The 25,206-nt window shown below is 59.4% G+C and carries 25 protein-coding genes; 9 read left to right on the top strand and 16 right to left on the bottom strand.

The window, feature by feature from the left end; translation table 11 throughout:
- On the top strand, positions 1 to 3,858 hold a 3,858-nt coding region (locus tag VJ651_RS21700), incomplete at its 5' end, for a response regulator (RefSeq protein ID WP_324109429.1).
- A complete protein-coding gene (locus VJ651_RS21705) occupies positions 3,843 to 4,694 on the top strand; it encodes a CheR family methyltransferase (protein ID WP_324109430.1) in 852 nt (283 codons plus the stop codon). The genes VJ651_RS21700 and VJ651_RS21705, both read left to right, overlap by 16 nt.
- Before the next feature lie 69 nt (positions 4,695 to 4,763).
- Here VJ651_RS21705 and VJ651_RS21710 read toward each other — a convergent pair whose 3' ends face one another.
- Positions 4,764 to 5,555, bottom strand: coding sequence for an IclR family transcriptional regulator (locus VJ651_RS21710; protein ID WP_324109431.1), 792 nt, complete (start codon positions 5,553 to 5,555; stop codon positions 4,764 to 4,766).
- 172 nt (positions 5,556 to 5,727) lie between these two features.
- On the opposite strand from VJ651_RS21710, the gene VJ651_RS21715 reads away from it, so the two are divergent.
- The 4 genes from VJ651_RS21715 (at position 5,728) to VJ651_RS21730 (ending at position 8,691) form a co-directional block, all read left to right on the top strand.
- A complete protein-coding gene (locus tag VJ651_RS21715) occupies positions 5,728 to 6,462 on the top strand; it encodes a (Fe-S)-binding protein (protein ID WP_324109432.1) in 735 nt (244 codons plus the stop codon).
- Entirely contained in the window at positions 6,462 to 7,868 is a 1,407-nt protein-coding gene (locus tag VJ651_RS21720) for a LutB/LldF family L-lactate oxidation iron-sulfur protein (RefSeq protein WP_324109433.1), read from the top strand. Before VJ651_RS21715 ends, VJ651_RS21720 begins: the two co-directional genes overlap by 1 nt.
- Positions 7,865 to 8,260, top strand: a complete 396-nt coding sequence (locus VJ651_RS21725) for a diacylglycerol kinase (protein ID WP_136418491.1) — start codon at positions 7,865 to 7,867, stop codon at positions 8,258 to 8,260. Before VJ651_RS21720 ends, VJ651_RS21725 begins: the two co-directional genes overlap by 4 nt.
- Before the next feature lie 137 nt (positions 8,261 to 8,397).
- On the top strand, positions 8,398 to 8,691 hold the full coding sequence (locus tag VJ651_RS21730) for a DUF1294 domain-containing protein (protein ID WP_324109434.1): 294 nt from the start codon (positions 8,398 to 8,400) through the stop codon (positions 8,689 to 8,691).
- Between the two features lie 26 nt (positions 8,692 to 8,717).
- Here the strand turns inward: VJ651_RS21730 and VJ651_RS21735 are convergent, their stop codons facing one another.
- A complete protein-coding gene (locus tag VJ651_RS21735; RefSeq protein WP_324109435.1) occupies positions 8,718 to 9,227 on the bottom strand; it encodes a septal ring lytic transglycosylase RlpA family protein in 510 nt (169 codons plus the stop codon).
- 241 nt (positions 9,228 to 9,468) lie between these two features.
- On the opposite strand from VJ651_RS21735, the gene VJ651_RS21740 reads away from it, so the two are divergent.
- Both VJ651_RS21740 and VJ651_RS21745 read left to right on the top strand, forming a co-directional pair.
- Positions 9,469 to 9,678, top strand: a complete 210-nt coding sequence (locus VJ651_RS21740) for a hypothetical protein (RefSeq protein ID WP_324109436.1) — start codon at positions 9,469 to 9,471, stop codon at positions 9,676 to 9,678.
- Between the two features lie 46 nt (positions 9,679 to 9,724).
- The gene (locus VJ651_RS21745; protein ID WP_324109437.1) at positions 9,725 to 10,150 is read left to right on the top strand and encodes an OsmC family protein; all 426 of its coding nucleotides are present in this window, start codon (positions 9,725 to 9,727) and stop codon (positions 10,148 to 10,150) included.
- Positions 10,151 to 10,177: 27 nt separating this feature from the next.
- On the opposite strand, the gene VJ651_RS21750 is transcribed toward VJ651_RS21745, so the two are convergent.
- Positions 10,178 to 10,741 (bottom strand): NAD(P)H-dependent oxidoreductase, encoded by a 564-nt coding sequence (locus VJ651_RS21750; protein WP_324109438.1) that lies wholly within the window; start codon positions 10,739 to 10,741, stop codon positions 10,178 to 10,180.
- 191 nt (positions 10,742 to 10,932) lie between these two features.
- Between VJ651_RS21750 and VJ651_RS21755 the strand changes: the two genes are divergently transcribed.
- Positions 10,933 to 11,346, top strand: a complete 414-nt coding sequence (locus VJ651_RS21755) for a DoxX family protein (protein ID WP_324109439.1) — start codon at positions 10,933 to 10,935, stop codon at positions 11,344 to 11,346.
- A gap of 128 nt (positions 11,347 to 11,474) precedes the next feature.
- Here VJ651_RS21755 and VJ651_RS21760 read toward each other — a convergent pair whose 3' ends face one another.
- The 13 genes from VJ651_RS21760 to VJ651_RS21820 form a co-directional block, all read right to left on the bottom strand.
- Entirely contained in the window at positions 11,475 to 12,881 is a 1,407-nt protein-coding gene (locus VJ651_RS21760; protein ID WP_414691375.1) for a 4Fe-4S binding protein, read from the bottom strand.
- A 12-nt stretch (positions 12,882 to 12,893) separates the two neighbouring features.
- A complete protein-coding gene (locus tag VJ651_RS21765) occupies positions 12,894 to 13,241 on the bottom strand; it encodes a cupredoxin domain-containing protein (RefSeq protein ID WP_324109440.1) in 348 nt (115 codons plus the stop codon).
- 8 nt (positions 13,242 to 13,249) lie between these two features.
- Positions 13,250 to 14,740: a carbohydrate porin gene (locus VJ651_RS21770; RefSeq protein ID WP_324109441.1), complete on the bottom strand. Its 1,491-nt coding sequence runs from the start codon at positions 14,738 to 14,740 to the stop codon at positions 13,250 to 13,252.
- Between the two features lie 2 nt (positions 14,741 to 14,742).
- Positions 14,743 to 15,300 (bottom strand): iron transporter, encoded by a 558-nt coding sequence (locus tag VJ651_RS21775; protein WP_324109442.1) that lies wholly within the window; start codon positions 15,298 to 15,300, stop codon positions 14,743 to 14,745.
- A 356-nt stretch (positions 15,301 to 15,656) separates the two neighbouring features.
- A complete protein-coding gene (locus tag VJ651_RS21780) occupies positions 15,657 to 16,757 on the bottom strand; it encodes a M48 family metallopeptidase (RefSeq protein ID WP_324109443.1) in 1,101 nt (366 codons plus the stop codon).
- 16 nt (positions 16,758 to 16,773) lie between these two features.
- Positions 16,774 to 17,223 carry a dUTP diphosphatase gene (gene dut / locus VJ651_RS21785; RefSeq protein WP_324109444.1) on the bottom strand — a complete coding sequence of 150 codons (450 nt, stop codon included), beginning with the start codon at positions 17,221 to 17,223 and terminating at the stop codon, positions 16,774 to 16,776.
- A gap of 71 nt (positions 17,224 to 17,294) precedes the next feature.
- Entirely contained in the window at positions 17,295 to 18,485 is a 1,191-nt protein-coding gene (gene coaBC / locus VJ651_RS21790) for a bifunctional phosphopantothenoylcysteine decarboxylase/phosphopantothenate--cysteine ligase CoaBC (protein WP_324109445.1), read from the bottom strand.
- A 151-nt stretch (positions 18,486 to 18,636) separates the two neighbouring features.
- Positions 18,637 to 19,146 carry a signal peptidase II gene (gene lspA / locus VJ651_RS21795; protein ID WP_324109446.1) on the bottom strand — a complete coding sequence of 170 codons (510 nt, stop codon included), beginning with the start codon at positions 19,144 to 19,146 and terminating at the stop codon, positions 18,637 to 18,639.
- A gap of 88 nt (positions 19,147 to 19,234) precedes the next feature.
- Positions 19,235 to 22,084, bottom strand: coding sequence for an isoleucine--tRNA ligase (gene ileS, locus VJ651_RS21800; RefSeq protein ID WP_324109447.1), 2,850 nt, complete (start codon positions 22,082 to 22,084; stop codon positions 19,235 to 19,237).
- A 54-nt stretch (positions 22,085 to 22,138) separates the two neighbouring features.
- Complete coding sequence (locus tag VJ651_RS21805) at positions 22,139 to 23,116, bottom strand: bifunctional riboflavin kinase/FAD synthetase (protein WP_324109448.1); 978 nt, start codon at positions 23,114 to 23,116, stop codon at positions 22,139 to 22,141.
- Positions 23,117 to 23,198: 82 nt separating this feature from the next.
- Complete coding sequence (locus VJ651_RS21810) at positions 23,199 to 24,029, bottom strand: M90 family metallopeptidase (RefSeq protein ID WP_324109449.1); 831 nt, start codon at positions 24,027 to 24,029, stop codon at positions 23,199 to 23,201.
- 67 nt (positions 24,030 to 24,096) lie between these two features.
- On the bottom strand, positions 24,097 to 24,516 hold the full coding sequence (locus VJ651_RS21815; RefSeq protein WP_324109450.1) for a YidB family protein: 420 nt from the start codon (positions 24,514 to 24,516) through the stop codon (positions 24,097 to 24,099).
- 99 nt (positions 24,517 to 24,615) lie between these two features.
- Positions 24,616 to 25,206 (bottom strand): 16S rRNA (uracil(1498)-N(3))-methyltransferase (locus VJ651_RS21820; RefSeq protein ID WP_324109451.1); only part of this gene is annotated, 591 nt, incomplete at its 5' end.

Below are 25,206 nucleotides of genomic sequence, written 5' to 3' on the forward strand. Positions count from 1 at the left end.
GTGGCGCGCGAAGTGGGTACCGAGGGCAAGCTGGGCGGACAGGCGAACGTGCCGGGCGTGGCGGGTACGTGGAAGGATCTGACCGACTCGGTGAACTCGATGGCAGGCAACCTGACATCGCAGGTGCGCAACATCGCGGACGTGACGACTGCGGTGGCGAATGGCGACTTGTCGAAGAAGATCACGGTGGACGTGCGCGGCGAGATTCTGCAGCTAAAGGACACGATCAACACCATGGTGGACCAGTTGCGGTCCTTCGCATCGGAAGTGACGCGCGTGGCGCGCGAGGTGGGCACCGAAGGCCGCCTCGGCGGCCAGGCCAATGTGCCCGGTGCATCGGGTACCTGGAAGGATTTGACCGACAACGTGAACTTCATGGCATCGAATCTGACGGGTCAGGTGCGTAACATTGCGGAAGTGACCACGGCGGTGGCGCGCGGCGATTTGTCGAAAAAGATCACCGTGGACGTGAAGGGCGAAATTCTCGAGCTGAAAGACACCATCAACGTGATGGTGGACCAGCTTTCCTCGTTCGCATCGGAAGTGACACGCGTGGCGCGCGAAGTGGGCACCGAGGGCAAGCTGGGCGGACAGGCGCAGGTCGAGGGCGCGGCCGGTACATGGAAGGACCTGACCGACAACGTGAACTTCATGGCGGCGAACCTGACCGCGCAGGTGCGCGGTATCGCCGGCGTGGTCACGGCGGTGGCGAACGGTGATCTGAAGAAGAAACTGACCGTGGCGGCCCGCGGCGAGATTGCGGCACTGGCCAACACCATCAATGAAATGACCGACACCCTGGCCGTGTTCGCCGATCAGGCGACCACGGTGGCGCGCGAAGTGGGTGTGGAGGGCAAACTCGGCGGCCAGGCATCGGTGCCTGGCGCAGCCGGTACCTGGAAGGATCTCACCGAGAACCTGAACCAGATGGCGGCGACTCTCACCACGCAGGTGCGCGCGATTGCGGAAGTGGCGACGGCGGTGACACGCGGCGACTTGTCGCGTTCCATCCAGGTGGAGGCGCGCGGCGAGGTGGCGGACCTGAAGGACAACATCAATGAGATGATCCGCAACCTGAAGGAAACCACGCAGAAGAACGCGCAGCAGGACTGGCTGAAGACCAACCTGGCGCGCTTTACCCGGCTGCTGCAGGGGCAGCGCGATCTGACGGCGGTGACGACGCTGATTCTTTCCGAACTCGCGCCCTTGGTCTCCGCACATCATGGCGTGTTCTACATGATGGACTCGCAGGACCACGATGAGCGCTTGCGCATGATTGCCAGCTACGGTTACCGCTCCAGCCGCAGGTTGCCGACTTCCTTCGGGCGGGGCGAAGGACTGGTGGGTCAGTGTGCGCTGGAAAAGCAGCGTATCTGGCTGACCAACGTTCCGCGCGACTACATCCAGGTATCGTCCGGCCTTGGCGCTGCGCCGCCGAGCAATATCGTCGTGCTGCCCATCCTGTTCGAGCAGCAGGTGAAAGCGGTCATTGAAATCGCATCGCTCGACCGCTTTACCGAAACGCATTTGTCTTTCCTTAATCAGTTGATGGAAACCATCGGCGTCGTGCTCAACACGATCGAAGCCAACAGCCGTACCGAAAGCCTGTTGATGCAATCGCAGTCGCTGGCGCAGGAGCTGCAGCAGACCAACCTGGAGCTGGCGGAAAAGGCACGCTTGCTGTCCGAGCAGAACATCGAGGTGGAACGCAAGAACCGGGAAGTCGAACAGGCCAAGCTGGCGCTGGAGGAAAAGGCCACGCAGCTCGCCTTGTCGTCGAAGTACAAGTCCGAGTTCCTCGCCAACATGTCGCATGAATTGCGCACGCCGCTCAACAGTCTGCTGATCCTGGCGCAGCAGCTTTCCGACAACCCGGAAGGCAACCTGACCGAACGCCAGGTCGAGTTTGCCAAGACGATTTACGGCTCGGGCAGCGATCTGCTGACGCTGATCAACGACATCCTCGATTTGTCGAAGATCGAGTCGGGCACGGTGACCCTGGAAGTCAGCGAATACCGCTTCCGCACGCTCAGCGCTTACGTCGAGCGCACCTTCCGTCACATGGCCGAGGCCAAGCAGTTGAACTTCTCGGTCGAGCTGGCCGACAATCTGCCGACGGCGATGATGACCGATACCACGCGCCTGCAACAGATCCTGAAAAATCTGTTGTCAAACGCGTTCAAGTTCACCAGCCACGGCGAGGTGTCGCTGCGCATCGGCATGGCCAACGGCGGCTGGTCGGCGGATCACCCCTATCTCAACCAGGCCGATGCGGTGCTCGCGTTCTCGGTGGCCGATACCGGCGTCGGCATTGCGGCCGACAAGCTGCAGCTGATTTTCGAAGCCTTCCAGCAAGCCGACGGCAGTACCGCGCGCAAATACGGCGGCACCGGCCTCGGCCTTTCCATCAGCCGCGAGCTGGCGCGACTGCTGGGCGGCGAGATCCGGGTGGAAAGCATGATCGGGGTGGGCAGCACCTTTACGCTGTTCCTCCCCCATAACCGCGCCGGCTTCGTCGACTATGACCAGTCCGCTTTGCCGTCGCGTGTATCCGGCGTATCGCGCATGGTGCAAGCGGCAGATGTATCGGACGTCGACGAGTTGAGTGTTGCCGCGTTGAATATCGAGCCGCCGCGCCTGCCCTATGAAGCTTCATCGGACGACCGGGCGCTCGTTGCGCCGGGTGATCCGTCGGTACTGATCGTGGAGGACGACACACGCTTTGCCGGCATATTGCTCGACCATGCGCGCGAGAAGAATTTCAAGGGCATCGTCACCCATCAAGGAGATTCCGCACTCACGCTGGCACGCGATTACCTGCCGGCGGCGATCCTGCTCGACCTCGATTTGCCGGACATCGACGGCTTTACGGTACTTGAGCGTCTCAAGCGCGATCCATCGACGCGCCACATTCCGGTGCATGTCTTGACCAACCTGAAGGAGCGCGAGCGCGTACTGCGTGCGGGAGCGATCTCGTATCTGCACAAGCCGGTGAACCTCGACCGGCTGCAGGAAGAATTCACGCGCATTCAGCAGTTCCTGATGCGCGGGAAGTCGAGCCTGCTGGTGGTGGATGACGATGTAATGCAGCAGGGCGCCATCGTCGATCTGATCGGCAGCAACGACGTGCATATCGTTGCTGTCGGAAGCGGCAAGGAAGCGCTCGACGCACTGCACTCCACGCATTTCGACTGCATGGTGTTGGATCTCACGCTGCCGGACATCAGCGGCTTTGAACTGCTCGACAAGATCGGTGACGATGCCGCCTTGCGCGACCTGCCAGTGGTCGTGTACACCGCCAAGGACCTGACGCGCAAGGAGGTCACGCGCCTGAAGCGCATCGCCAAGACGATTGTGGTCAAGGATGCGCGTTCTCCCGAGCGCTTGCTGGATGAAACGGCTCTGTTCCTGCATCGTTCGCCGACCAGCCTGCCGGAGCTGCAGCGCCGCATGCTGGAAGACATCCAGGTGGCCGACGGTGGTTTGGCCGGTCGCACGGTGCTGATCGTGGATGACGACTTGCGCAATATTTTCGCGCTGAGTTCGGTGCTGGAGCGTCAGCAGATGAAAGTGCTGTTCGCCGAGAACGGCAAGGATGGCATCGAAGTGCTGGAAAAGGATCCGAGCATTGAAATCGTCCTGATGGACATCATGATGCCGGAGATGGACGGCTACGACACGATGCGCGTGATTCGTTCCATCCCCAAGTTCAAGTCGCTGCCGATCATTACCCTGACCGCGAAAGCAATGAAGGGCGACCGCGATAAATGCCTGGCTGCCGGCGCGTCGGATTACATCACCAAGCCGGTGGACGTGGTGCAGCTGCTTTCGCTGATGCGCGTATGGCTGCATCAGTAGAAATCCTGGCGACCCGCGTGGAGTCGGTCGAGGATCTCGAGACGGACCTCTTGCTGGAAGGCGTTTTCCGACGCTTCGGGCACGACTTCCGCGGCTACCGGCGCGCGACCCTGCAGCACAAATTGCACGTCCTGATGCAAAGGTTTGGCGTCCAGACTGTTTCTGCGCTCCAGGAACGCGTGATGCATGAGGAGGGTGCGGCGGACAGTTTGCTGCGTGAACTGAGTGCGCACTCTGCGGGCTTGCTCGACGATCCTGGCTATCTGCATGCATTGCGGGCAGCGCTGGTGCCCTTGCTGCGCTCCTGCCCGTCACCCAGGATATGGATCGCGGAATGCTTGTCCGCCGTGGATGCCTGCGCGCTGTCGATTCTCCTGGCTGAAGAAAATCTGCTGGAGAAGACGCAGATTTTCGCGACGGCTGAAAGCGAATCGCTGCTGCACGAGGCGAGCAGCGGACGATTTGCGATCGACTGTCTGGAGGAATATGCGGAGAGCTATCGCCAGAGCGGCGGCAAGTCGGACCTGCGCGGCTACTGTCGTGAAGAAGACGGGCAAGCGGTTTTCAGTGACGCATTGCGCGGCAATATCACCTGGGCGCAGTACAGCCTTGTCACCAATGCGTCGTTCAATGAATTTCAGCTGATTATCTGCAGGCAGGCGCTGGCCGAGTTCGGCACCATGTTGCGCCGTCGCGCGCTGCGGCTCTTTTACGACAGCATGCCGCTGTTCGGTATCCTGAGTGTCGATGCGGATGGCGGGCTGGATACCGCGCACATGATGTCGCGCTACAAGGCGATCGCACCGGAGCAGGGACTTTATCGACGTGTGGTCTGACTGATCGATGAAAAACTCGGGCGAGGCTGGCTCGCGCGGTTTTTCGCCGGGCTGTCAAAATCCCTGGCTTCAGGCCGCCGCGCCTTCCGGTACGTAACCGAGTACGGCAGAAATCTGGTTCGCGGTAGTGACCAGATCTTCCACCCATTCTTCCTGCAGGCGATCCGCCGGTGCGGAAATCGACAGGCCTGCAATCAGTTTGCCGGAATCGTCATAGATTCCGGCCGCGATGCAGCGAACGCCGAGTTCCAGCTCCTCGTTGTCGCGCGCAAAACCGCGTGCACGCACAAGGCTCAATTCCCGTTCCAGTTTTGCGAGATCGGTAATCGAGTTCTTGTTGTGCCCGGCCAGGCCGGTGCGCGTCGCATAGGAGCGAACCAGCTTGGGGTCGTCGATGGACAGGAACAGCTTGCCGGTCGAGGTCAGGTGAAGGGGAGCGCGGCCGCCGATGGCGCGGACCACCTGCATGCCCGAGCGTTCCGAAAAAGCGCGGTCGATGTACACGATTTCGTCGCCCTGTCGCACGGACAGATTGACCGTCTGATGCGTCTTGCGATGCAGGGCACGCATGAAATCGAGCGCGGCTTCGCGCACGTTCAGGCGGCTCTTGACGATGTTTCCCAGTTCCAGCAGTCGCATGCCGAGGCGATATGAGCCGGCCTCGGCGCGATCGACAAAACGTTTGACCACCAGGTCATTCAAAATGCGATGAGCGGTTGAGGGGTGCAGCCCTGTGACGCTGGAGAGCTCCTTCAGGCTGACCGGATCCGGATACTGCGCGAGCGCATCCAGAAGCGAAATCATGCGCTCGATCACCTGGATCGAAATTTGACTGTTCTCGGATGGTTGTTCAGGTTTCATATCAGGCTTGGTGCGTTGCAATAAGATATCTTATACCACATTGTGAAAAAATGAAAAAGTCGTGCAAAAAATATTGGGGACAATACTCGAATTTATTTCATCCGTATTCGTCGTTTATTTTCTTCCCGGTCACGTCATAATGATAGCCATGCCAACCTGAGGAGACAGCGTCATGCGTGTCGGATTTTTTCATACCTGCCTGATTGACATGATGCGTCCGGAAATCGGTTTTTCGGTGCTGAAACTATTGGAGGCAGCCGGCTGCGAAGTCGTCGTGCCGGAGTCGCAAACCTGCTGCGGCCAGCCTGGCTACAGCTCGGGCGACCGCAAGGCCGCGCGCGCGCTGGCAGAGAAATTCGTCGAGGAGTTTGAACAATTCGACTATGTTGTTATTCCGTCAGGTTCCTGCGGAGGCAACGTCAAGGTGCACTATCTTGACCTGTTTTCCGACGATCCTGCCTGGCTGAAACGAATGCAGCGCCTGGTGCCGCGCGTCTATGAGCTGACCGATTTCCTGTGCAATGTCGTCAAGCTGGAAAAGCTTCCCGGTGAAGGCAAATGCAGCATCAAGGGCAAGGTGACCTATCACGATTCCTGTTGCGGCTTGCGCGAACTGGGTGTGGAAAAACAACCGCGTGCGCTGCTCGAAAAAGTCGGCGTGGAAGTCACGGAAATGAAAGATCACCGCCAGTGCTGCGGCTTCGGCGGTTCCTTTGCCATCAAATACGGCAACATTTCCTCGGCCATCGTCGATGAGAAATGCGAGAACATCCATGAATCGGGTGCGGAAGCGGTAGTCCTGGGCGACCTTGGCTGCATGTTGAATATCGAAGGCCGACTGCGCCGCACCGGGGATGACAAAACGAAGGTGCTGCATGTCGCGCAAATCCTGGCGGGAGACGCTTGATGCAGATTCAATCGATGCACTTCAAGGCGCGTGTCGGCGAAAAACTGGCCGACAAGCGCTTGCAGCAAAACCTGAAAAAACTTTCCACCAAATTCGTCACCGGGCGCGCATCCGCGATCACCGAACTCGATGACTTCGAAGGCACGCGCGATGCGGCCATCGAACGTCGCATGCGTGCCATCGAAAACCTCGACGTATGGCTGGAAACCTTCGAAACCGAAGCCATGCGCCGCGGTGCGACCGTGCTGTTCGCGGAGAGCGCGGAAGAGGCCTCGCGCCTGGTAGTCGAGATCGCAAAGAAGCACGGCGTCAAGAAGGCAACCAAGTCGAAGTCGATGGTGTCGGAAGAAATGGCGCTCAACCATGCGCTGGAAGCAGCCGGGGTGCAGCCGATTGAAACCGATCTCGGCGAATACATCCTGCAGATCAACAACAACGAAGCGCCGTCGCACATCATCGCGCCGGTCGTGCACAAGGACAAGGAAGAGATTTCCGACCTGTTTGCCCGCGTGCACAAGAGGCCGCGTCTGACCGACATCCCCGAGATGACGCGCGAGGCGCGGGAAATGCTGCGTCCGCAGTTCCTCTCGGCCGACATGGGCATCACCGGCGGCAATTTCCTGATTGCCGAAACCGGTTCGGTGGCGATTGTCACCAACGAAGGCAACGAGGGCATGTGCACCATCCTGCCGCCCAAAGTGCATGTGGTGGTCACCGGCATCGAAAAGGTGCTGCCGACGCTGGAGGATTTCGCGACCGTGATGCGTTTGCTGCCGCGCTCGGCAACCGGACAGTCGATTTCGAACTATGTCTCGCTGCTGACCGGTCCGAAACGCGAAGGCGACGTCGACGGTCCGCAACACATGTATTACGTCCTGGTCGATGGCGGCCGTACCGGACTGGTGGGCACCGAGTTTCAGGAAATGCTTCGCTGCATACGGTGCGGCGCCTGCATGAATCACTGCCCGGTGTATCAGAAGATCGGCGGGCACAGCTACGGCTGGGTGTATCCGGGGCCGATGGGCAGCGTGCTCACACCTTCCTATGCGGGCATTGAAAACGCTCTCGATCTGCCGCAGGCATCCACGCTGTGCGGCGAATGCCATGTCGTCTGTCCTGTTAAAATCCCGCTGCCCGATTTGCTGCGCAAGTTGCGTGAAAAGCAAGTCGACGAACACTTGCGCCCCGGGTCCGAGCGCCTCGGCTTGATGATCTGGGCCTTTGTCGCCAAGCGGCCGGCCTTGTATCGACTCGCAACCAGAATCGGTGTACGCTTAATGCGCTTCATGGCCGGCGACAAGAAGACGATTTCGAAGCTTCCGGGTGCCAGCGGCTGGACCGATTACCGCGAGATGCCTGCACCGTCCGGCAAGACGTTCCGCGAGTTATATAAAGAACGAAGATGACAGGACATCACCAAACCAGCGAATTCAAGAGCAAGAGCGGCGTAAAGCGAATTTACGCCGCTCTTTTGTATTCGATGCACGGATTCAGGACCGCATGGCGAAGCGAGCACGCGTTCCGCCAGGAACTCATGCTCGTTGTTCCCGGTGTAGTGATTGCATTGCTGCTGCCGCTGCCGGCCTTGCAGAAGCTTGCCCTGATTGCCGTGCTGATCCTGGTGTTGATCGTCGAGTTGCTCAATTCGGCGATCGAGGCAGTGGTCGACCGCGTTTCATTCGAACATCATCCCTTGTCAAAGAACGCAAAGGACTTTGGCAGTGCGGCGGTGTTTCTTGCATTGGCGCTCGCCGGCGTGACGTGGGCGGTGATCGTGCTACCCTTGTTTGCACGATAACGGGAGGAATACGGAATGGGACTATTCGCACTGACACATGAAGCCTGTGAAATGGACAGGCGGCGCGCATGATTTTTGCGACATCCTTCTTTGCAGTGATGTTTGCGGCTGTCGTTTCGGACAAGTTGCCGTCGTTCGTGCTGATCGCCTATTTCGCCATGAGCATGGCGACCTTTGTCGTGTATGCCGTCGACAAATCGGCGGCCCAGCGGAACCAGTGGCGCACCAGCGAGCGCACGCTGCATCTGTTTGGCATTGCTGGCGGCTGGCCGGGCGCGCTGATCGCGCAAGGGCTGTTTCGCCACAAATCGGCAAAGCGATCGTTCCGGAGCGTATTCTGGCTGACGGTCGTTCTCAACTGTGCCGCGCTTTCCATCTATCTCCTGCCCGATATCACAGGCACGGCAAAGTCGCTCTTCAATACATTCTGAGGTGAAATGAACGCGGCGCGCGAGCCTCAGTGTTCGCTCGGTTCGCTCTTCTCGGATGCCGCTGCACCCAGCTTCACGCTGCCGTCGGTCTGCGGCACTTCAAGCGGCTTGACCTCCACCGGTGCAACGCCTGCTTCCTTGATGCCGAGCTTCTCGGCGGTTTTCGGCGACAGGTCGACGATGCGGCCATCCACATAGGGACCGCGATCGCGGATCTCGACGACCTCGCTCTTGCCGTTTTCCAGGTTGGTGACTTTCGCCTTGGTGCCTAGCGGCAGCGTCTTGCTTGCTGCCACATTCGATTGCGGATTCATCGGCGTGCCGTCGGCCATCTTCTTGCCGTGGAATTTCTTCGCGTAGTACGAGGCTTTACCGCGGCGTGCCTTGCCCGAGTGATCGATACCCGATTTCTTTGAAGCTTGTTTTGCCACAGGTTTGGCGTCGGATGAGGGTGTTTGCTGCGCGCTTGCGACGGTGCTGCAGAAAGAGAGTGCAGCCAGGGTAATCAACAATTTGTTCTTGTTTGCAAATCCCATTGCGTGTCTCCGAATGCGTGCTGCCTGGTTAAAGTGCATGAGAAAAACAAATGATGCAGATCCTCCGATCAACTTGTAGATCGACATTCGTTCGACGCGATTTATCAACCAAAAGTTTCTATTCATGCCCTGCTGCATTGCCGGGACCGGTCGAACTTTCGCGTTCGCCGGTGTCCTAATGAATGGCACATTTCGCCGTGCACAATGCGCAGCGAGCTGTGCACGAGAGCAAGGAGCAGCGATGAAGAATCCGTGGACCAAGAAGAATCCCTGGATGAGCATGTGGTTGAGCGGTGCCAACGCGATCGCCGGTTCGGCACGCGGTCGTGCCACGGCCGAAGGCAAACGTCAGGCCGCAACCGTGATGAAGAAGAACATCCAGCAGATGACCGAGTTCTGGAGCGGTGCATGGCTTGCTTCGCCGCCGAAAAAGAAGAAGCGGCGCCGCTGATGGAAGGCGGTGCTATCGAAGGTTTTCTCACGTTAGGAGAGTTGACATGAAACGCACGGCATCGGCCGCATGGACCGGCGGCCTCAAGGATGGCAGAGGCAGCATCTCGACACAAAGCGGCACCCTGAAAGATACGCGCTACGGCTTCACGACGCGTTTCGAAAACGAGCCGGGCACCAATCCGGAAGAACTGATTGCAGCGGCCCACGCCGGCTGCTTCACAATGGCCTTGTCGGCGCAATTGGGCGAGGCCGGCATGACGGCGGAAAGCTTGCGCACGAGTGCCGAGGTGACGCTGGACAAGGTGGACGACGGGTTTGCGATCACCGCCATCCACCTGAACCTCACGGCGAAAATTCCCGGTGCCGACCCGAAGGCGTTTCAGGCGGCGGCGGACCGGGCCAAGGAGGGATGCCCGGTTTCCAAACTGCTCAACGCGAAGATAACGATGGACGCGAAGCTGGAAGCCTGAGCATTCCTCTCATCCAACTGGCGGGCCTTACTTTTTCGGCGAATTGCGCTCGATCCATTGCGCGAATGACTGCAGGAATTTCTGCAGGAATTCGCGCGTCGAATCGCTCGTGATTTCGCCCTTGTCATCGAACAGTTTGGATGCGTTGCCGATGTAAGCTTCGGGCTGCTGCATCATCGGCACGTCCAGAAACACCATGGATTGGCGCAAGTGCTGGTTGGCACCGAAGCCGCCGATGGCACCGGGCGACAGGCTGATGACAGCTCCCGGTTTGCCGCTCCAGGCGCTTTGACCATAGGGGCGCGACGCGACGTCGATCGCATTCTTCAATACGCCCGGCATCGAACGGTTGTATTCCGGCGTGACGAACAACACTGCGTCCGCATCCTGCACCCGCTGCTTGAAGTCGCGCACGGTCTGCGGCGGATCGGCTTCAAAGTCCTGGCTGAACAGCGGCAGATTGCCGATCTCGACGATGTCGAGCTTGAGTCCATCCGGCGCCAAGGCGGTCAGCGCATTGGCGAGCTTGCGATTCAGCGATTCCTTGCGCAGGCTGCCGACGAAAATGGCAACATTCTTGCTGGTACTCATAGTGATCCTTTCGGGTTGAGGCGGCTGGTTGAACTGACATACACCTCAACATAGACAGCGCCGGGTCCGATTCGATCAGTGCAGACATAGTCAGCGCACAGAACTATTTCATTTCAAAAAGTATCTGAACCGATGCAGGAATAATTTCGAAGGCATAATCTACGGAGAACAACAAATCGAAAGGAACTACCATGTACAGGATCCAGGCAGGCGGCGTATCGGAGGACATGGCGAAATTCTTGCTGCGGGTTTCGCTGGCCATCCTCATTCTTTTTCATGGCGTGTCAAAAATCCTGGGCGGGATAGGCCCGATCACAGGCATGGTGGCAAAGATGGGCATGCCGCCGGCACTGGGCTATCTGGTATTTATCGGAGAAGTGCTGGCGCCTGTGCTGGTGCTGGTTGGCGCATGGACGCGGCCGGCCGCATTCGTGATTGCAGTCAACATGCTTGTCGCGGTGCTGCTGGCGCACACGACGCAGTTTTTCACTTTGTCGAAGACGGGCGGATGGGCGCTTGAACTGCAGGGCATGTACTTCATTGTCGCCATTGCCGTCATGCTGCTCGGCGGCGGCCGCTTCGGAGTCGGTGGAAAGTGGAATTGATCGGCCTGCGACATTCCCTGCCAGCAGATCGTATGAGTTCCGGGTAACGACATTGTTCTTCCTTGTAATAACAATGGAGGAACATGTCGCCATTGATCGGTGATTGCGACCGGCGTCGTCTTTCTGCCTCAGACGAAGAACGCAATCACCCAGACCAGCTCAATCAGAGCAACCGGCAAGAGATAGACGGCGAAGGCCAGCAAGCGCCGGATCGAAATCCGCAGTGCAAGCAGGCGCCAGCCGAGCAAAGCTGAAAAACCGCTTCCCGCCGTCAACAACAGGATGCGTACAGGCGCCACCCATTCCAACGACACTCTCTCCGCTTTCAGATGGCCCAGGGTCAGCATGGACAGGCCGAGGAATACGCTCATTCCGGCCAAGGGCACCAATCCCATTGCCAGGCGCCGCCAAGGCAGCGCAGGCAGGTTGGCAATGCGTGCCGCCAACCAGATAAGTGCCAGCACAGCCACGCCCAGGGCCGTACCGCCGCCGAGGATATAGACGAGGATGCACAAACCATCGAGCCAGGTAAAGACGTCATTGGCTTGCGGATAATGGGTGAGTAACCACCACGGCGCATTGTCTCGCAGAAGCGTGAATGCATCATGTTCCACCAGCCAGGTTGCGGCTGCGGTTTTCATCTGCACGAACAGCCGGCTGGAAGACCATTGGAATGCCGCTGTAGCAATCCCGAGCACGCCAAAGATGAGCGTCAACGCTTCGCCATGGCTCACATCCTTGCTGCGCGTATTGATGATCTCGCTGGCCGGGTTGCGGACGGCAAGCTGCACCGCGCCGCGATAGTCGCTGCAACGCCCGCAGGCATGGCAAGCCGATGCACTTTTCATGTGGCGAATGTCGATCAGCGGCGCGCAATCGACCATGGGCAGGCGCTCTGTGTTGCGCTTCCATGCTTCTTCATCGACACGGAAATGCAGCGGCGCGATTTTCGCGAGCAAGGCGAAAACGCCATTGGCCGGACACAGGTAACGGCACCAGACACGCTTGCCCTTGCCAAAGACGAAGCCGACCGCGACGGCTGCCACGGTCGAACCACCCAATACGAGCAAGGCCGCTTGCGGATATTCGTAAACGCTGACCAGTTGGCCGTATACCGTGGTGCAAACGAAGGCGACGAAAGGCCAGCCGCCCCAGCGCATCCAGCGCGGGATCGCGCGGCCGAGCCCATGCCGGCTCACCATTTCCGTCAGCGCGCCCTCCGGGCAGAACACGCCGCACCAGACGCGGCCCAGCAGCATGGTGCTCAGCATGACGAAGGGCCACCAGATGCCCCAGAACATGAATTGCGCGAACAAGCGCAGGTTGTTGTAGATATGCGCGTCGTCCGGCGGAATCGGCATGAAGGCCGGTACGATCAGCAACAGCAGATAAAAGAACACAACGACCCATTGAATCGCGAGAATCACGCGCCGATTGCGCTGCATCGCACTGCCGATTTTCACGACCAGGCCGCGGCGGGTCGGGGCCGGCCGCGCGGCGCTTGCGCAGCCGCTGGAGACAGAAGGAGTGTGCATGCGGATCAGTTCTTACCTGGCGATAATCCGGCCTTGAGCGGTATCCGGATGAAACTCGCCGAAGAATTTGTAGGTTCCCGGCTTGAGCGGCTGGAAAATGAGAAAGCTGGAGGCGCCCGGCGCCAGCACTTTTTCCTTGTGCAGTTCGGCACTTTCAAACTCCTCCGCGCCCGGCCCTTCGTTCTTGATTAACAAGCGGAACTTGGTATTGGCCGGCACTTCCGTGGTTTCCGGAACGAAGTGCCCGTTGCGGATCACCAGATTGAAGGTCGGCAGGTCCGCGGAAAATGATGAGGCATGTGCGAGCAGGACGATCAGGACCAGCAAGGAGCCGAAAAATCGGCGCGAAGAGAAAGACATTGCGTACCTCAGTAGTTGAGTTGGGCGCGCAGACCGAGGATCTTGATGGCTTCGGCGGTACTGTCGCCACCTGGATGCCCGATGTACTGGAAATTCGGCGACAGCTCGAACTGTTTGCTGATGCGATAGCGGTAATACAGTTCGCCGACACGTTCCGCATTGCCGACGTTTGCAAAGCTCCGGTAATCCTGGCTCGTCCTCAGCCAGCCGGCGGCCAGACCGAGCACGTCGCCGCCGCGATTCCAGTACGACCCGTTCAATTCCGTGCCGAGCGTGAGAGCGCGATCGAAGCTCACGTTCCCTCGCATTTGATGACCGTAACGACCAAACAGCGTGAAGCCGTCACCGACGCGCTGATCTGCGGAAATGCCCCAGCCGCTGTGCCGCTCGGTGTCGGTAACGTTGACGTCGAAATGGCTGGCGCGCGGATTGTTCCATGCATAGACACGGTAATTGCCGGGCAGGCCGCCGAACAGGCGCTGTTCCGTTTCCGCTTGCAGCATCACCAGCGGCGAGGCAAGGCTGCGCTGATAGTTGGAGCCCTTGTCGCCCGCACCGAACACAGCCATCGAGACGCGCCAGGTTTGCGGCTTTTGCGTGGCATTGACATATGACAGGCGCAGCCCCGGCGTGAATCCGTTCGCATCCACGCCGATGTCGCCACCCGCGTCGAGCAATGGGTTGTGCACGAAGACCAGATTCATGAACTGGCGTGCTTCGTCGCCAGCGGCCGCGTTCTGGTCAAAGAATCCGAACGGATCCATCTTGCCGAAGGTGACTTCCAGCGTTTCCTTCGACTGCGGCTTGAACCCGCCGAAGGGCAGGGGAATATTGGCCTGGTACCAGGCTTCTGCCAGCAGCGCGACCGCGTCGTCATGACGCAGGCTGTCCAGCCGGAAGGCCGTCGCATTCGCCCTGGAGAAGGTCGGCAGGTCGTTGAGACCGGCGCCCTGGCCGAGGCGGACATGGGCAAAGATCTTGTGTTCAATGTCGCCAATGGCCTCCAGCGGCAGCTCCACGGCGGCGTCGGCGCGGTAGTTGAGCTGACTGCCAAAGCCAGCGATACCCGACGGCCGTTGCGCTACCGTCGTCAGGCTGAGCCCGGCCTTCAGGCCGTCGAGCGCGCTGACCTTTTTCACCGTTGACTGCATGCCCTGTGCCTGTACCTCGACCGCCTTCAGGCGGCTGGTGAGTTCCGGCTCCTTTTCGCTGATGGTGTCGCTTTCCAGACCCATGGCGATGCCTTCCTGATGCTGCTCCAGCGCCTTCAGACGCTTTTCCACTTCGGCTGCGGGGCCTTGCTGCGCCTGCTTGCGGCTGTCGCGCAGCTCGCGTTCCAGTGCCGCATTGCGCTGCTCCAGGCGTTCCATGCGCTGGTTGAGCTTTTCGATCAGCTTGATCAATTCGGCCTGCGACTGCGGGGCCGCATGGGCGCCGCCGGCGGCACAGATCAACGCGACCGCGATGGCCAGCGGTTTCAATTGGACACGCAGATCCATGTTCAGTAGCCGCCTTTCTTGCCGATTCCCACGTATGTGAAGTCATATTCCACGTCGAAAGGCTTGAACCACGGCCGTACGCCAGTGAGGCGGTCGGTATGGCGGCCGAAGTGCGCATGCTGGTTTTCCGATGGCGGAAGAATGGTGTACTTGACGTGATACTTGCCGGGGCCAAACAGCTTGATGTTGTCGCCGTAATGCGGACCGTCGTTGGCGACCATGGGCATGAATTCACCGCTCACCTTCTGGCCGGAGCCGCTCTTGCTTACTTCGTATTTCACGATCAGGTAAGGAATCCAGGAACCTTCTTCGAATCCGTTGGGATTGCCGCCCAGCGCCTTGATATCCGCTTCGATATGAATGTCCGATTCCTCGGCCTTCTTCATCATGCCGTCCGGCTCCATTGCCACCGGCTGCAGGTACACGGCCGCAATCTCCATCCCGAAACGCTGCTGCGGCGAGCCGATCGGATACTCGACTGCATAGGCATTGAGCGCCGCTCCAGCGGCAAGTGTCAGGACGATGCGCTTGAGCGGCGCGGAGAGCGAGGCTGAAAACATGAGAACTCCTTCTTGTTCGAGAAATGTTGAGTAAATTGGTCGCGTTAAATCGAATTATTGCAAATGATAACAGTTCTCATTTGCGTTTCAAAGCCGCTCAGAAGCTTTTTGGGGCTGGAAGCAGAGAGAAGGAATTGTCGCGAAATGGCAACGCGCGAATGCTGGCGGATGGACGGCATGGCCGACCGATCGTTGTCGAAGATAAGAAACGAGGGAGAAGCGTGCCTTGCCGGAACCAGCCGGCGGACACCGGGCAATTTTGACGCCGAGCGCATTTGCACTGGGTAGTGCACAAACTCGGTATGGGGAAAAGCCGCCGGCATCGATTGCGGCGGCTTGCAGGGCATGGCGGGAAGTTACGGCATCAGCGGTCGCTTGGCAGACTGTTTCGCCTTGATTTCCTTGGCGGCTTTTTCCATCGCCGCGACGCGATAATTCGTGGCCGGATGCATTGCCGTATAGGCATTGAGTGTCGACGGCGGAAACTGGCTCGCCATCCGCTTCCAGAATGGCACAACCTGCGTGATGTCGTAGCCGCCGCGCGCCAGCATATAGAGCGCCAGCTTGTCCGCCATGCCGTCCAGTTCTGCGGGCATCGGCTTGACGCCGGCCAGGCCCACCATCGTGCTCATATCCGGATGGGCCCGCTGCAGGTTATCAATGATGCCGCCGACGGTGGCGCTCATTTTCAGCCGGGTGGCGTGCGACAGGGCGTTATGCGCCATTTCCTTCGCCACAACATAGGCGAGTTCGTCGTCGGAACGCACAGTATTCATCATCCCGCGCGTGATCAGCACGCGATAGCCGTCGGAGTATGCCGCAACGTTATCGGCATTGCCGAGCTCGACGCCGAATGCGCAGGCATAGGTCAGGGGAACATTGAGGGCCAAGTTGGCACCATCGCGCATGACGGTCAGCTTCACACTGGAACGATGCATGACGAGAGGCGCCAGCACCGCTGCGGCATCGTGTTCCGCATTCTCGCCCGTGGGCATGGCCTTGTCTTCAACGGCAACCAGGACATCGCCGCGGCGCACACCGGCACTCGCGGCACCGCTCCCCGGAAGAACGCCCATCACCTGCAGACGCTCATTCAAGCCGAGTGCCTTTTGTGTGGCATCGACGAACTCGGCCGAATAGGAGTATTTCGTTTTTGCGGTAAAGCCGAGGAGATTGCGCGCGTTGTTCTTGCAAAGCTCGGGATTGTTCACCAGCAGCGGCGCAGCGACGCGATACAGGCGATCCTGCAGCGAGATCAGCGACTGCAACGCCTGCAATTCCGCCTGGCTGACCGCTTGCGCCGGCACCGGCTTCTGCGCACCGGATGGGCTTTCCGGTTGCGCGCCCGGCGGCGTGGAAACGGTGGTGGCGCAGGCTGTCAACAGGACGGCGGCAGAAAGCAGCAAGCGATTTCTTGTTGCTGCACCTTTCAATCGTAGCGAAGCGAATCGCATCATGCCGGTCTCCATTCGATTAATGTTTTCCGGTGCTGCCGAATCCTCCGGCACCGCGCTCGCTGTTATCGAATTCCTCGACGACCTTGAAGCCAACCTGCAGAACAGGAACGATGACCAATTGCGCCAGGCGTTCCATCGGGTTGAGCGTGAACTCCGCCTGTCCGCGATTCCAGGTCGACACCATCAGTTGTCCTTGATAATCGGAATCGATCAGTCCGACCAGGTTCCCCAGCACGATGCCGTGTTTGTGGCCCATACCGCTGCGCGGAAGGATCATTGCGGCGTAACCTGGGTTCGCGATATGGATCGCAAGGCCGGTCGGAATCAGGTGCGTTTCACCCGGCTTGATAGTGAGCGGGACATCGATGCACGCGCGCAAATCCAGTCCTGCGCTGCCTTGCGTCGCGTATGCCGGGAGTTGCTCTTTCATGCGGGGATCAAGGATTTTGACTGCAATGGTTTTCATGGACATTAAGGATAAAGTGAGACGCCCGCAAGGCTGGACGGGGGTTACAAAAAGATACAGCTGAAGCCGAATCAGATGCGAATTGCGATTTCCGCGATGAGCTGGCGCGCCAGGTCCTGTTTGTCGGCGCGCGGCAGGCGCTGATTCCCCTTGTCGTCGAACAGCACCAGCTCGTTCTCATCCTTGCCGAAGGTTTGATGACCGATGTTCCCGACCAGGAGTGGCACGCCTTTCTTCTTGCGCTTCTCTTCGCCGTAGCGCAGCAGGTTTTCCGATTCGGCGGCGAAGCCCACGCAATACGGCTTGTTCGGCAAGGCGGCAACGGATGCGAGGATGTCCGGATTTTGCTCGAACTGGAGATGCGGTATATCGTCCTCGCCGTTCTTCTTCAGCTTTTGTTCGCTGGCATTCGTCACGCGCCAGTCCGCCACGGCCGCGACCGCGATGAACACATCCTGTCCGCTGACATGCGACATGACGACGTCATGCATCTGCTGTGCGGTCTGCACGTTGATGCGATGCACGCCATACGGTGTCGGCAGCGTCGTTGGACCCGAAATCAGCGTCACCTCCGCGCCGGCTTCGCGTGCCGCGCGGGCGATCGCATAGCCCATCTTGCCGGAGGAAAGATTGGTGATTCCTCGTACCGGATCAATCGGTTCAAAGGTCGGACCGGCGGTCAGCAAGACGCGTTTTCCGGCGAGGACCTTGCGCTGGAAAGAGGCAACCACTTCCTCCAGCAGCTGCTCCGGCTCCAGCATGCGACCCATGCCGATTTCGCCGCATGCCTGCTCGCCCGCATCGGGTCCGAGAATGGCAATGCCGTCCGTCCTCAGTTGCGCAAGGTTGCGCTGCGTGGCGGCGTTCTGCCACATCTCGACGTTCATGGCCGGCGCCACCATCAGCGGCAAGGTCATGGGGCGCGCGACGCACAATGTCGAGAGCAAATCGTCACATGCGCCATGTGCCAGCTTGAACATGAAATCGGCGGAGCAGGGCGCAATCACGATCGCATCCACGTCGCGGCTGAGATCGATATGCGGCATGTTGTTATCGATCCGGGCATCCCATTGGTCGGTATACACCGGATGGCCGGACAGCGCCTGCATGGTGACCGGGGTGATGAACTGCGTGGCGGCCTGCGTCATCACGACTTGCACCGACGCGCCTGCCTTGGTCAGGCCGCGCGTGAACTCCGCGACCTTGTAGCAGGCAATGCCGCCGGTCATGCCGAGAACGATTCTTTTGCCAGCGAGATCCATGTGGCCTCCTGATATGTCATCGCAGGGGTGACTTGCAGGGTATCGCGGGTGCCGATTCCCATCCGTTTGCCCCGCATTTGCGGGACGCCAGGCCAAGCTTCACCGGCTGCAGGATTATCCAAAGCTCGGTAGTGTAGCAAAGAAGGGCGGCTTATTTTCCCACGCGCCGCAACTCGTCCAGCACAAACAAGGCCGCGCCGCCCACGATGGCCATGTCCGCCACATTGAATGCCGGCCAATGCCAGGTACCGACATAGAAATCGAGGAAGTCGATCACGTGTCCGTAAACGATACGGTCGATCAGATTGCCGATCGCCCCGCCGAGGATCAGCGCAAGCGCCCAGCAAAACATCCGCTGGCCTGCGTGCCGCTTGAGCAAATAGACGATGAAGATCACGGCGGCAATGGCAATGCCGGTGAAAACGTAGCGCTGCCAGCCTGCCTGGTTGGCGAGAAAGCTGAACGCTGCGCCCTTGTTGTACGCCAGGACCAGATTGAAGAACGAGGTCACGGGTCGTGATTCGCCAAAGACGAACAACCTGCTCATGACCACCTTGCTGATCTGGTCGATCAGAATAATGATGGCGGCAATGCCAAGCCAGGGTGTCAGGCTGGTGCTGGGACTGGCAGAAAGACTTTTGAAACTCTTTTGTTTGGCCATATCGACTCTGTATGAATGTCATCCTCGTGGGAGCGGGGCGCGAAATCCGGTCATGCCGTCCGCGCCCTGCGCGAGAATGATCAATGGGCTAAGCGAACTTCCTTGCCTCGCCGCTGCCGAACAAGTTGCTTACGCAACGCCCGCAAATCCCCGGATGATCCGCATGCGAACCGACATCGGCGCGGTAGTGCCAGCAGCGTTCGCATTTCTGGTGTGTCGACGGCGTCACAATCACTCCTTCCTCGGCTTCGCTGGCAACCTGTGTGAGCTTTGCCTGCGACGTGATGAAGATGAACTTCAAGTCATCGCCCAGGCTGTTCAGCAGTGCATACTTGTCGCCGCTGGCCTTGATTTCCACTTCCGCCTGCAGCGACGAGCCGATGCCGCCCGCCACCCGAACTTCTTCCAGTTGCTTGGTCACATTTGCGCGCAAATCGCGCAGCGCGGCGAATTTGCTCAGCAACTCCGCGGCGCCCGCAACTTCCGGCAGTGCATAGTACACCTGTGTGAAGATGGTTTCGCCGCTTTCTTCGAAAGTGTCCTTGCCGGCGAATACAGACCACGCTTCTTCGGCGGTGAACGACAGCATCGGCGCCATCACGCGCAACAGCGCATGCGTGATATGCCAGATCGCGGTCTGCGCGGAACGGCGCGCCTTCGAATTTGTGCCGCAGGTGTACAGGCGGTCCTTCAGGATATCGAGGTAGAAACCGCCGAGGTCTTCCGAGCAGTACATTTGCAGCTTGGCGACGACCGGGTGGAATTCGTAGACGTCGAAATGCTGCAGGATCTCGGCCTGGAGTTCCGCCATGCGCGCAATCGCATAGCGATCGATTTCGAGCAATTCGGCGACCGGTACGGCGTCCTTCTTCGGATCGAAATCGGAGGTGTTCGCCAGCAGGAAGCGCAGCGTGTTGCGAATGCGGCGATAGGCTTCCACCACGCGCTTCAGGATTTCATCGGAAATCGACAGTTCGCCCGAGTAATCGGTTGACGCCACCCACAGACGCAGGATTTCCGCGCCCAGCGTGTCCGACACCTTTTGCGGCGCTACCACGTTGCCTTTCGACTTGGACATTTTCTTGCCCTCGCCGTCGACCACGAAGCCGTGCGTGAGCAGCGCCTTGTACGGCGGCTGTCCGTTCAGCATGGAGGACGTCAGCAGCGAGGAGTGGAACCAGCCGCGATGCTGATCCGAGCCTTCCAGATACAAGTCGGCCGGGAAGTGCGATTGCGCCGCGTGCGAACCGCGCAACACCGTCTGATGCGTGGAGCCGGAATCGAACCAGACGTCGAGCGTGTCTTTGTTCTTCACATAGACGTCGGCATCGGCGCCGAGCAGATCTTTCGGATCGAGTGCCTGCCAGGCTTCGATGCCGTTCTTTTCCACCAGTTTCGCAACCGCTTCCAGCAATTCCGGGGTGCGCGGATGCAGTTCGCCGGTTTCCTTGTGCACGAAGAAGGCCATCGGCACGCCCCACTGGCGCTGGCGCGACAAGGTCCAGTCGGGACGGTTGGCGATCATGCCGTGCAGACGCGCCTTGCCCCAGCCGGGATAGAAAGCGGTGGTTTCGATGCCGGCCAGCGCGGTTTCGCGCAAGGTCGGACCGCCAGCCTTCGGCGTCACATCCATGCCGGCAAACCATTGCGAGGTCGCGCGATAGATGATCGGCGTCTTGTGGCGCCAGCAGTGCATGTAGCTGTGTTCGAACATCACGAGCTTGAACAGCGAGCCGACTTCTTCCAGTTTTTCGCAGATCGGCTTGGAAGCTTCCCAGATGGTCATGCCGCCGAAGAAGGGCAGCCAGGACGCATACTTGCCGTCGCCCATCACCGGTTTCAGGATTTCGTCATCGGTCATGCCGTGCGCCTTGCAGGACTGGAAGTCGTCCAGGCCGTAGGCCGGTGCCGAGTGAACAATGCCGGTACCTGTATCGAGCGTCACGTATTCGCCGACATAGATCGGCGAATAGCGGTCATAACCCTTGTCGGCATCGGCGAACGGATGCCTGAACTTCAGCATCGACAGTGCTTCGCCGGAGGCGGTTGCAATGATCTTTCCTTCCAGGCCGTAGCGCTGCAGACAGGCGTTGACCAGTTCCACCGCGAGCAGCAGCAGGATGGTTTCGCCTTTGCGCTCGGTCTGCACCAGCGCATAGCGATGGTCGGGATGCACGTTCAGGGCCTGGTTGGCGGGAATGGTCCACGGCGTGGTGGTCCAGATCACTGCGTAGCCTTTTTCGGTCGGCAGCTTGTCGAGGCCGAAGGCGTGCGCGATCTTGTCGGGTTCGGCAAACGGGAAACCGACGTCGATCGCCGGGTCGCGCTTGTCCTGGTATTCGACTTCCGCTTCCGCCAGCGCAGAGCCGCAATCGAAGCACCAGTTGACCGGCTTCAGGCCGCGATAGACATAGCCTTTTTCGAGAATCCCGCCGAGCACGCGGATTTCGTCGGCTTCATTCCCGAAATCCATGGTCTTGTACGGATGATCCCATTCGCCGAGCACACCCAGGCGGATGAAGTCCTTCTTCTGGCGCTCGATCTGCTCGGTCGCGTAGGCGCGCGACTTGGCGAGCACTTCGGCAGTCGGCAAATGCTTGCCGTACTGTTTCTCGATCTGGATCTCGATCGGCATGCCGTGGCAGTCCCAGCCCGGCACGTACTGCGCGTCGAAGCCCGCCATGTTGCGTGCCTTGACGATCATGTCCTTCAGGATCTTGTTGACCGCGTGGCCGATATGGATGTCGCCATTCGCATAGGGCGGACCGTCGTGCAGGATGAACTTGGGGCGGCCTGCGGACGCCTTGCGGATGCGTTGATAGATCTTCTTGTCCTGCCATTCCTTCACCCACTTCGGCTCGCGCTTGGCGAGGTCGCCGCGCATCGGGAATGCGGTTTCGGTGAGGTTGACCGGATACTTGTTTTTTTGTTCGGACATGATGGTTTCAATCGTAAAAATGGTGGATCAAACAGGAAGATTCATGTTCGATCGTCAAATTCGGTCGGTGGCGGAGACAGCCTGCATCTCGCGTTCCTTGAAGAAGGCGCGCGCCTGCTGCGCATCATTCTCGATCGCCGCTGTCAGTGTCGGCAGGTCGACATATTTCTCTTCGTCGCGCAGTTTCTTGAGGAATTCGATGTGCACCACTTTGCCGTAGCACGGTTGCGCATAGTCGAATACATAGGTTTCCAGCAGCACGCGCCCGCTGTCCTCCACGGTAGGCCGCACGCCGAGACTGGCGACGCCCGGCAAAGGCCGGTCGGCCAGACCGCGCACCTGCACCACGAAGATGCCGGAGAGCGCCGGGCGTCGATGTGCAATACGGAGGTTCAGTGTCGGAAAGCCAATGGTGCGTCCCAGCTTCTTGCCGTGAATGACATGGCCCGAAATTGCGTAGGGATGACCGAGCAGTTGTTCGGCGAGCGCGAAGTTGCTGTTGGCCAGTGCGGAGCGCACCGCGGAGGACGAGATGCGCGTGCCGCCATTGGTGATAGTGGGCATGGCCTCGACATGGAATCCGTATTTCTTGCCGGCCTCCATCAGCATGGCGACATTGCCGGCGCGCTTGGCGCCAAAACAAAAATCTTCGCCGACCATCAGCCATTTCACGTGCAAGCCTTGCACCAGCACCTTTTCGACGAAGTCTTGCGGCGACATCGATGCGAAATGGGCGTTGAAATGCTCGACGATGACACGATCGATGCCGGCGTTCGAGAGCGCCTGCAATTTGTCGCGCAGATTGGCGATCCGGGCTGGTGCCTTGGCAATATCACCGGCGAGCAGTGCGAAAAATTCGCGTGGATGCGGCTCGAAAGTCATCACGGCGGCTTCGACATTGAGCGTAGTGGCCGCCTCGCGCACACGCGCCAGAAGCGCCTGGTGCCCGCGATGAACACCATCGAAGTTGCCGATGGTCAGCGCGCACGGCGCACGCGATGCAGCATTGGGAAGTCCGCGAAATACCTTCATGCAGGGCAGTCTAAAGAAACCGTCGAAAAACCTATGATTATAAGCGCTTTCCGTCGGTTTTCTTTGTTGCAAGGGCTTGATTTCAGCGCCGGAGCGGGTCCTGGCGATAATACTGCGCCAACAAACGATAGATTTCTGGATAGTCGTCGGCCAGCGGCTCCGGCAGTACGAAAAACGCTTCCGAGGCGACCGCGAAAAATTCCGCCGGATGCCTTGCCGCATAGGGATCGAGCGGCAGGGTGCCGAGCAACTCATCGTAGAGCGCGGCATCGGCTTCGTCGGCGTCATCGAAATCGTCCGGGAGCTGGTCTTCCAGGGCATGGACGCGGCGGTCGAAGTCGGCATATGCAGCGGAAAACGTTCTTTGCCACAGGCGTGGATCGAGGCCTTCGTGCCAGGCGGCGAGAAAGGGCGGACATCCATTCGCGCGACCGTCGCCCATATCGATCTTGTGTGCGAATTCGTGGATCACGACGTTGTATCCCGGCGCGCCGCGCTCCTGTACGTCTTCCCAGGACAGCACAACGGCGCCGCCGGCACCGACGGCTTCGCCGGAAGCTGGTTCATGCCATTCATGCACGACTCCGGCTTCGTCCATTTCGCTCTGCGGGATGATGAAGGCTGACGGGTAGACGATGATGCCGGCCATGTCGGCATATAGATCAAGCGTGAGATTGAGGACCGGCAAACTGGCCTGCGCGGCAATATCCACCGCGATTTCGTCCGTCAGTTCAAACCCTGCCGCGCCGGTAAATGTCTTTTTACCAAGTAATGTCTCGGACAAGGCTTTCAGGCGCTCCAGCTCAATCGGCGATAGTCGCTGCAAGAAGGCAAGACGCATGACGCAGTCCTGCCAGAGCAGATCCGGAATGCGCGGAGTATCGCGACTGAAAAATTGACGGAGCCATTGCATGCGGCCATTGTCGCGGAAATCTGCGCTTCGCGACAATGTCGATGCACATCCGCTTCCTTATTGGACGTTACTGGAAGCGGCCCAGAAAATAATCCAGCAGCGTACTCATGTTTCCCAAGCCGCCTGGCGGAATATGTCCGGCGGGCGTCAGTCTGTCTACCAGATCCGGCAACATCTCACTCAGGCGGTCTGCGGTTTCATTTTCCGCTAGCCCGGTTTCCTCCGCGATTTGCTGCAACTGGCCTTCGCCCAGTGCCTGGTGCAATTGTTCGCCGGTGATCGGCACGTTTTGTCCGGCCCCGATCCACGAATGGATGACATTCCCCAGACCTGCTTCGCTGAACTGCTCTACCAGCCCATGCAATCCGCCGGCCTGGCCATTGTTCGCGAGCAATGCGAGCGCCGCCTGCAATAGACGCGTTCTTGAATCCATCATCGGCAAGTGATTGTCGCCAAGCATTTCGAATGCTTTGTCGAGAATACCCATGGTGCATCTCCGCTTGCGTGGATAAAGCAGTCACCATAAAAGAAAGCGCCGATTTACGGGCGGAAATCGGAACGTTGTTTGATTTCGGCTTAAACGCGGTCAGATTTCGCCCCACACGGCGTTCAAGGCGGCCAGTGCGGCCAGCCCGGCGGTTTCGGTCCGCAGCACGCGCGGCCCCATCGACAAGGGCAGCACGCCCTGGCTGATCGCCACCGACTCTTCCTGTTCCGTGAATCCGCCTTCTGGGCCGATCAGCAGCGCAACCGCTTGCGGAGGGTGATGGCGAGCCCAGTCCGACAGGGATTGTCCGCCGCGCGGCGACAAGAGAATGCGACGATGCAAGTCCTGCTGCCCGATCCAGTCGTCGAATTCGGCCGGTTCGCCCAGATTCGCAAGCCGGTTGCGGCCGCTTTGCTCGGAGGCGGATGCGATGATGGCGTTCCAGTGTTCCAGCTTTCTGGCTGTTCGTTCGGCCGACAGACGGACCACGCAACGCCGGGCGGCGATCGGCTGGATCGCGGCAACGCCCAGTTCCACCGCCTTCTCGATGATCCAGTCCATCTTCGAACCCTCGGGCAAGGCTTGCGCCAGGGTGACTGCGTAGGGCAATTCGACATCGCGCGGCGTAAATGTTTTCACCTCCGCCATGGCGCGCTTTTTCTCGAGCATGGCCAGGGTCGCGACGTATTC

Origin of the sequence: Noviherbaspirillum sp. (assembly GCF_035254865.1) — a bacterium.
GTDB lineage: Bacteria > Pseudomonadota > Gammaproteobacteria > Burkholderiales > Burkholderiaceae_D > Noviherbaspirillum.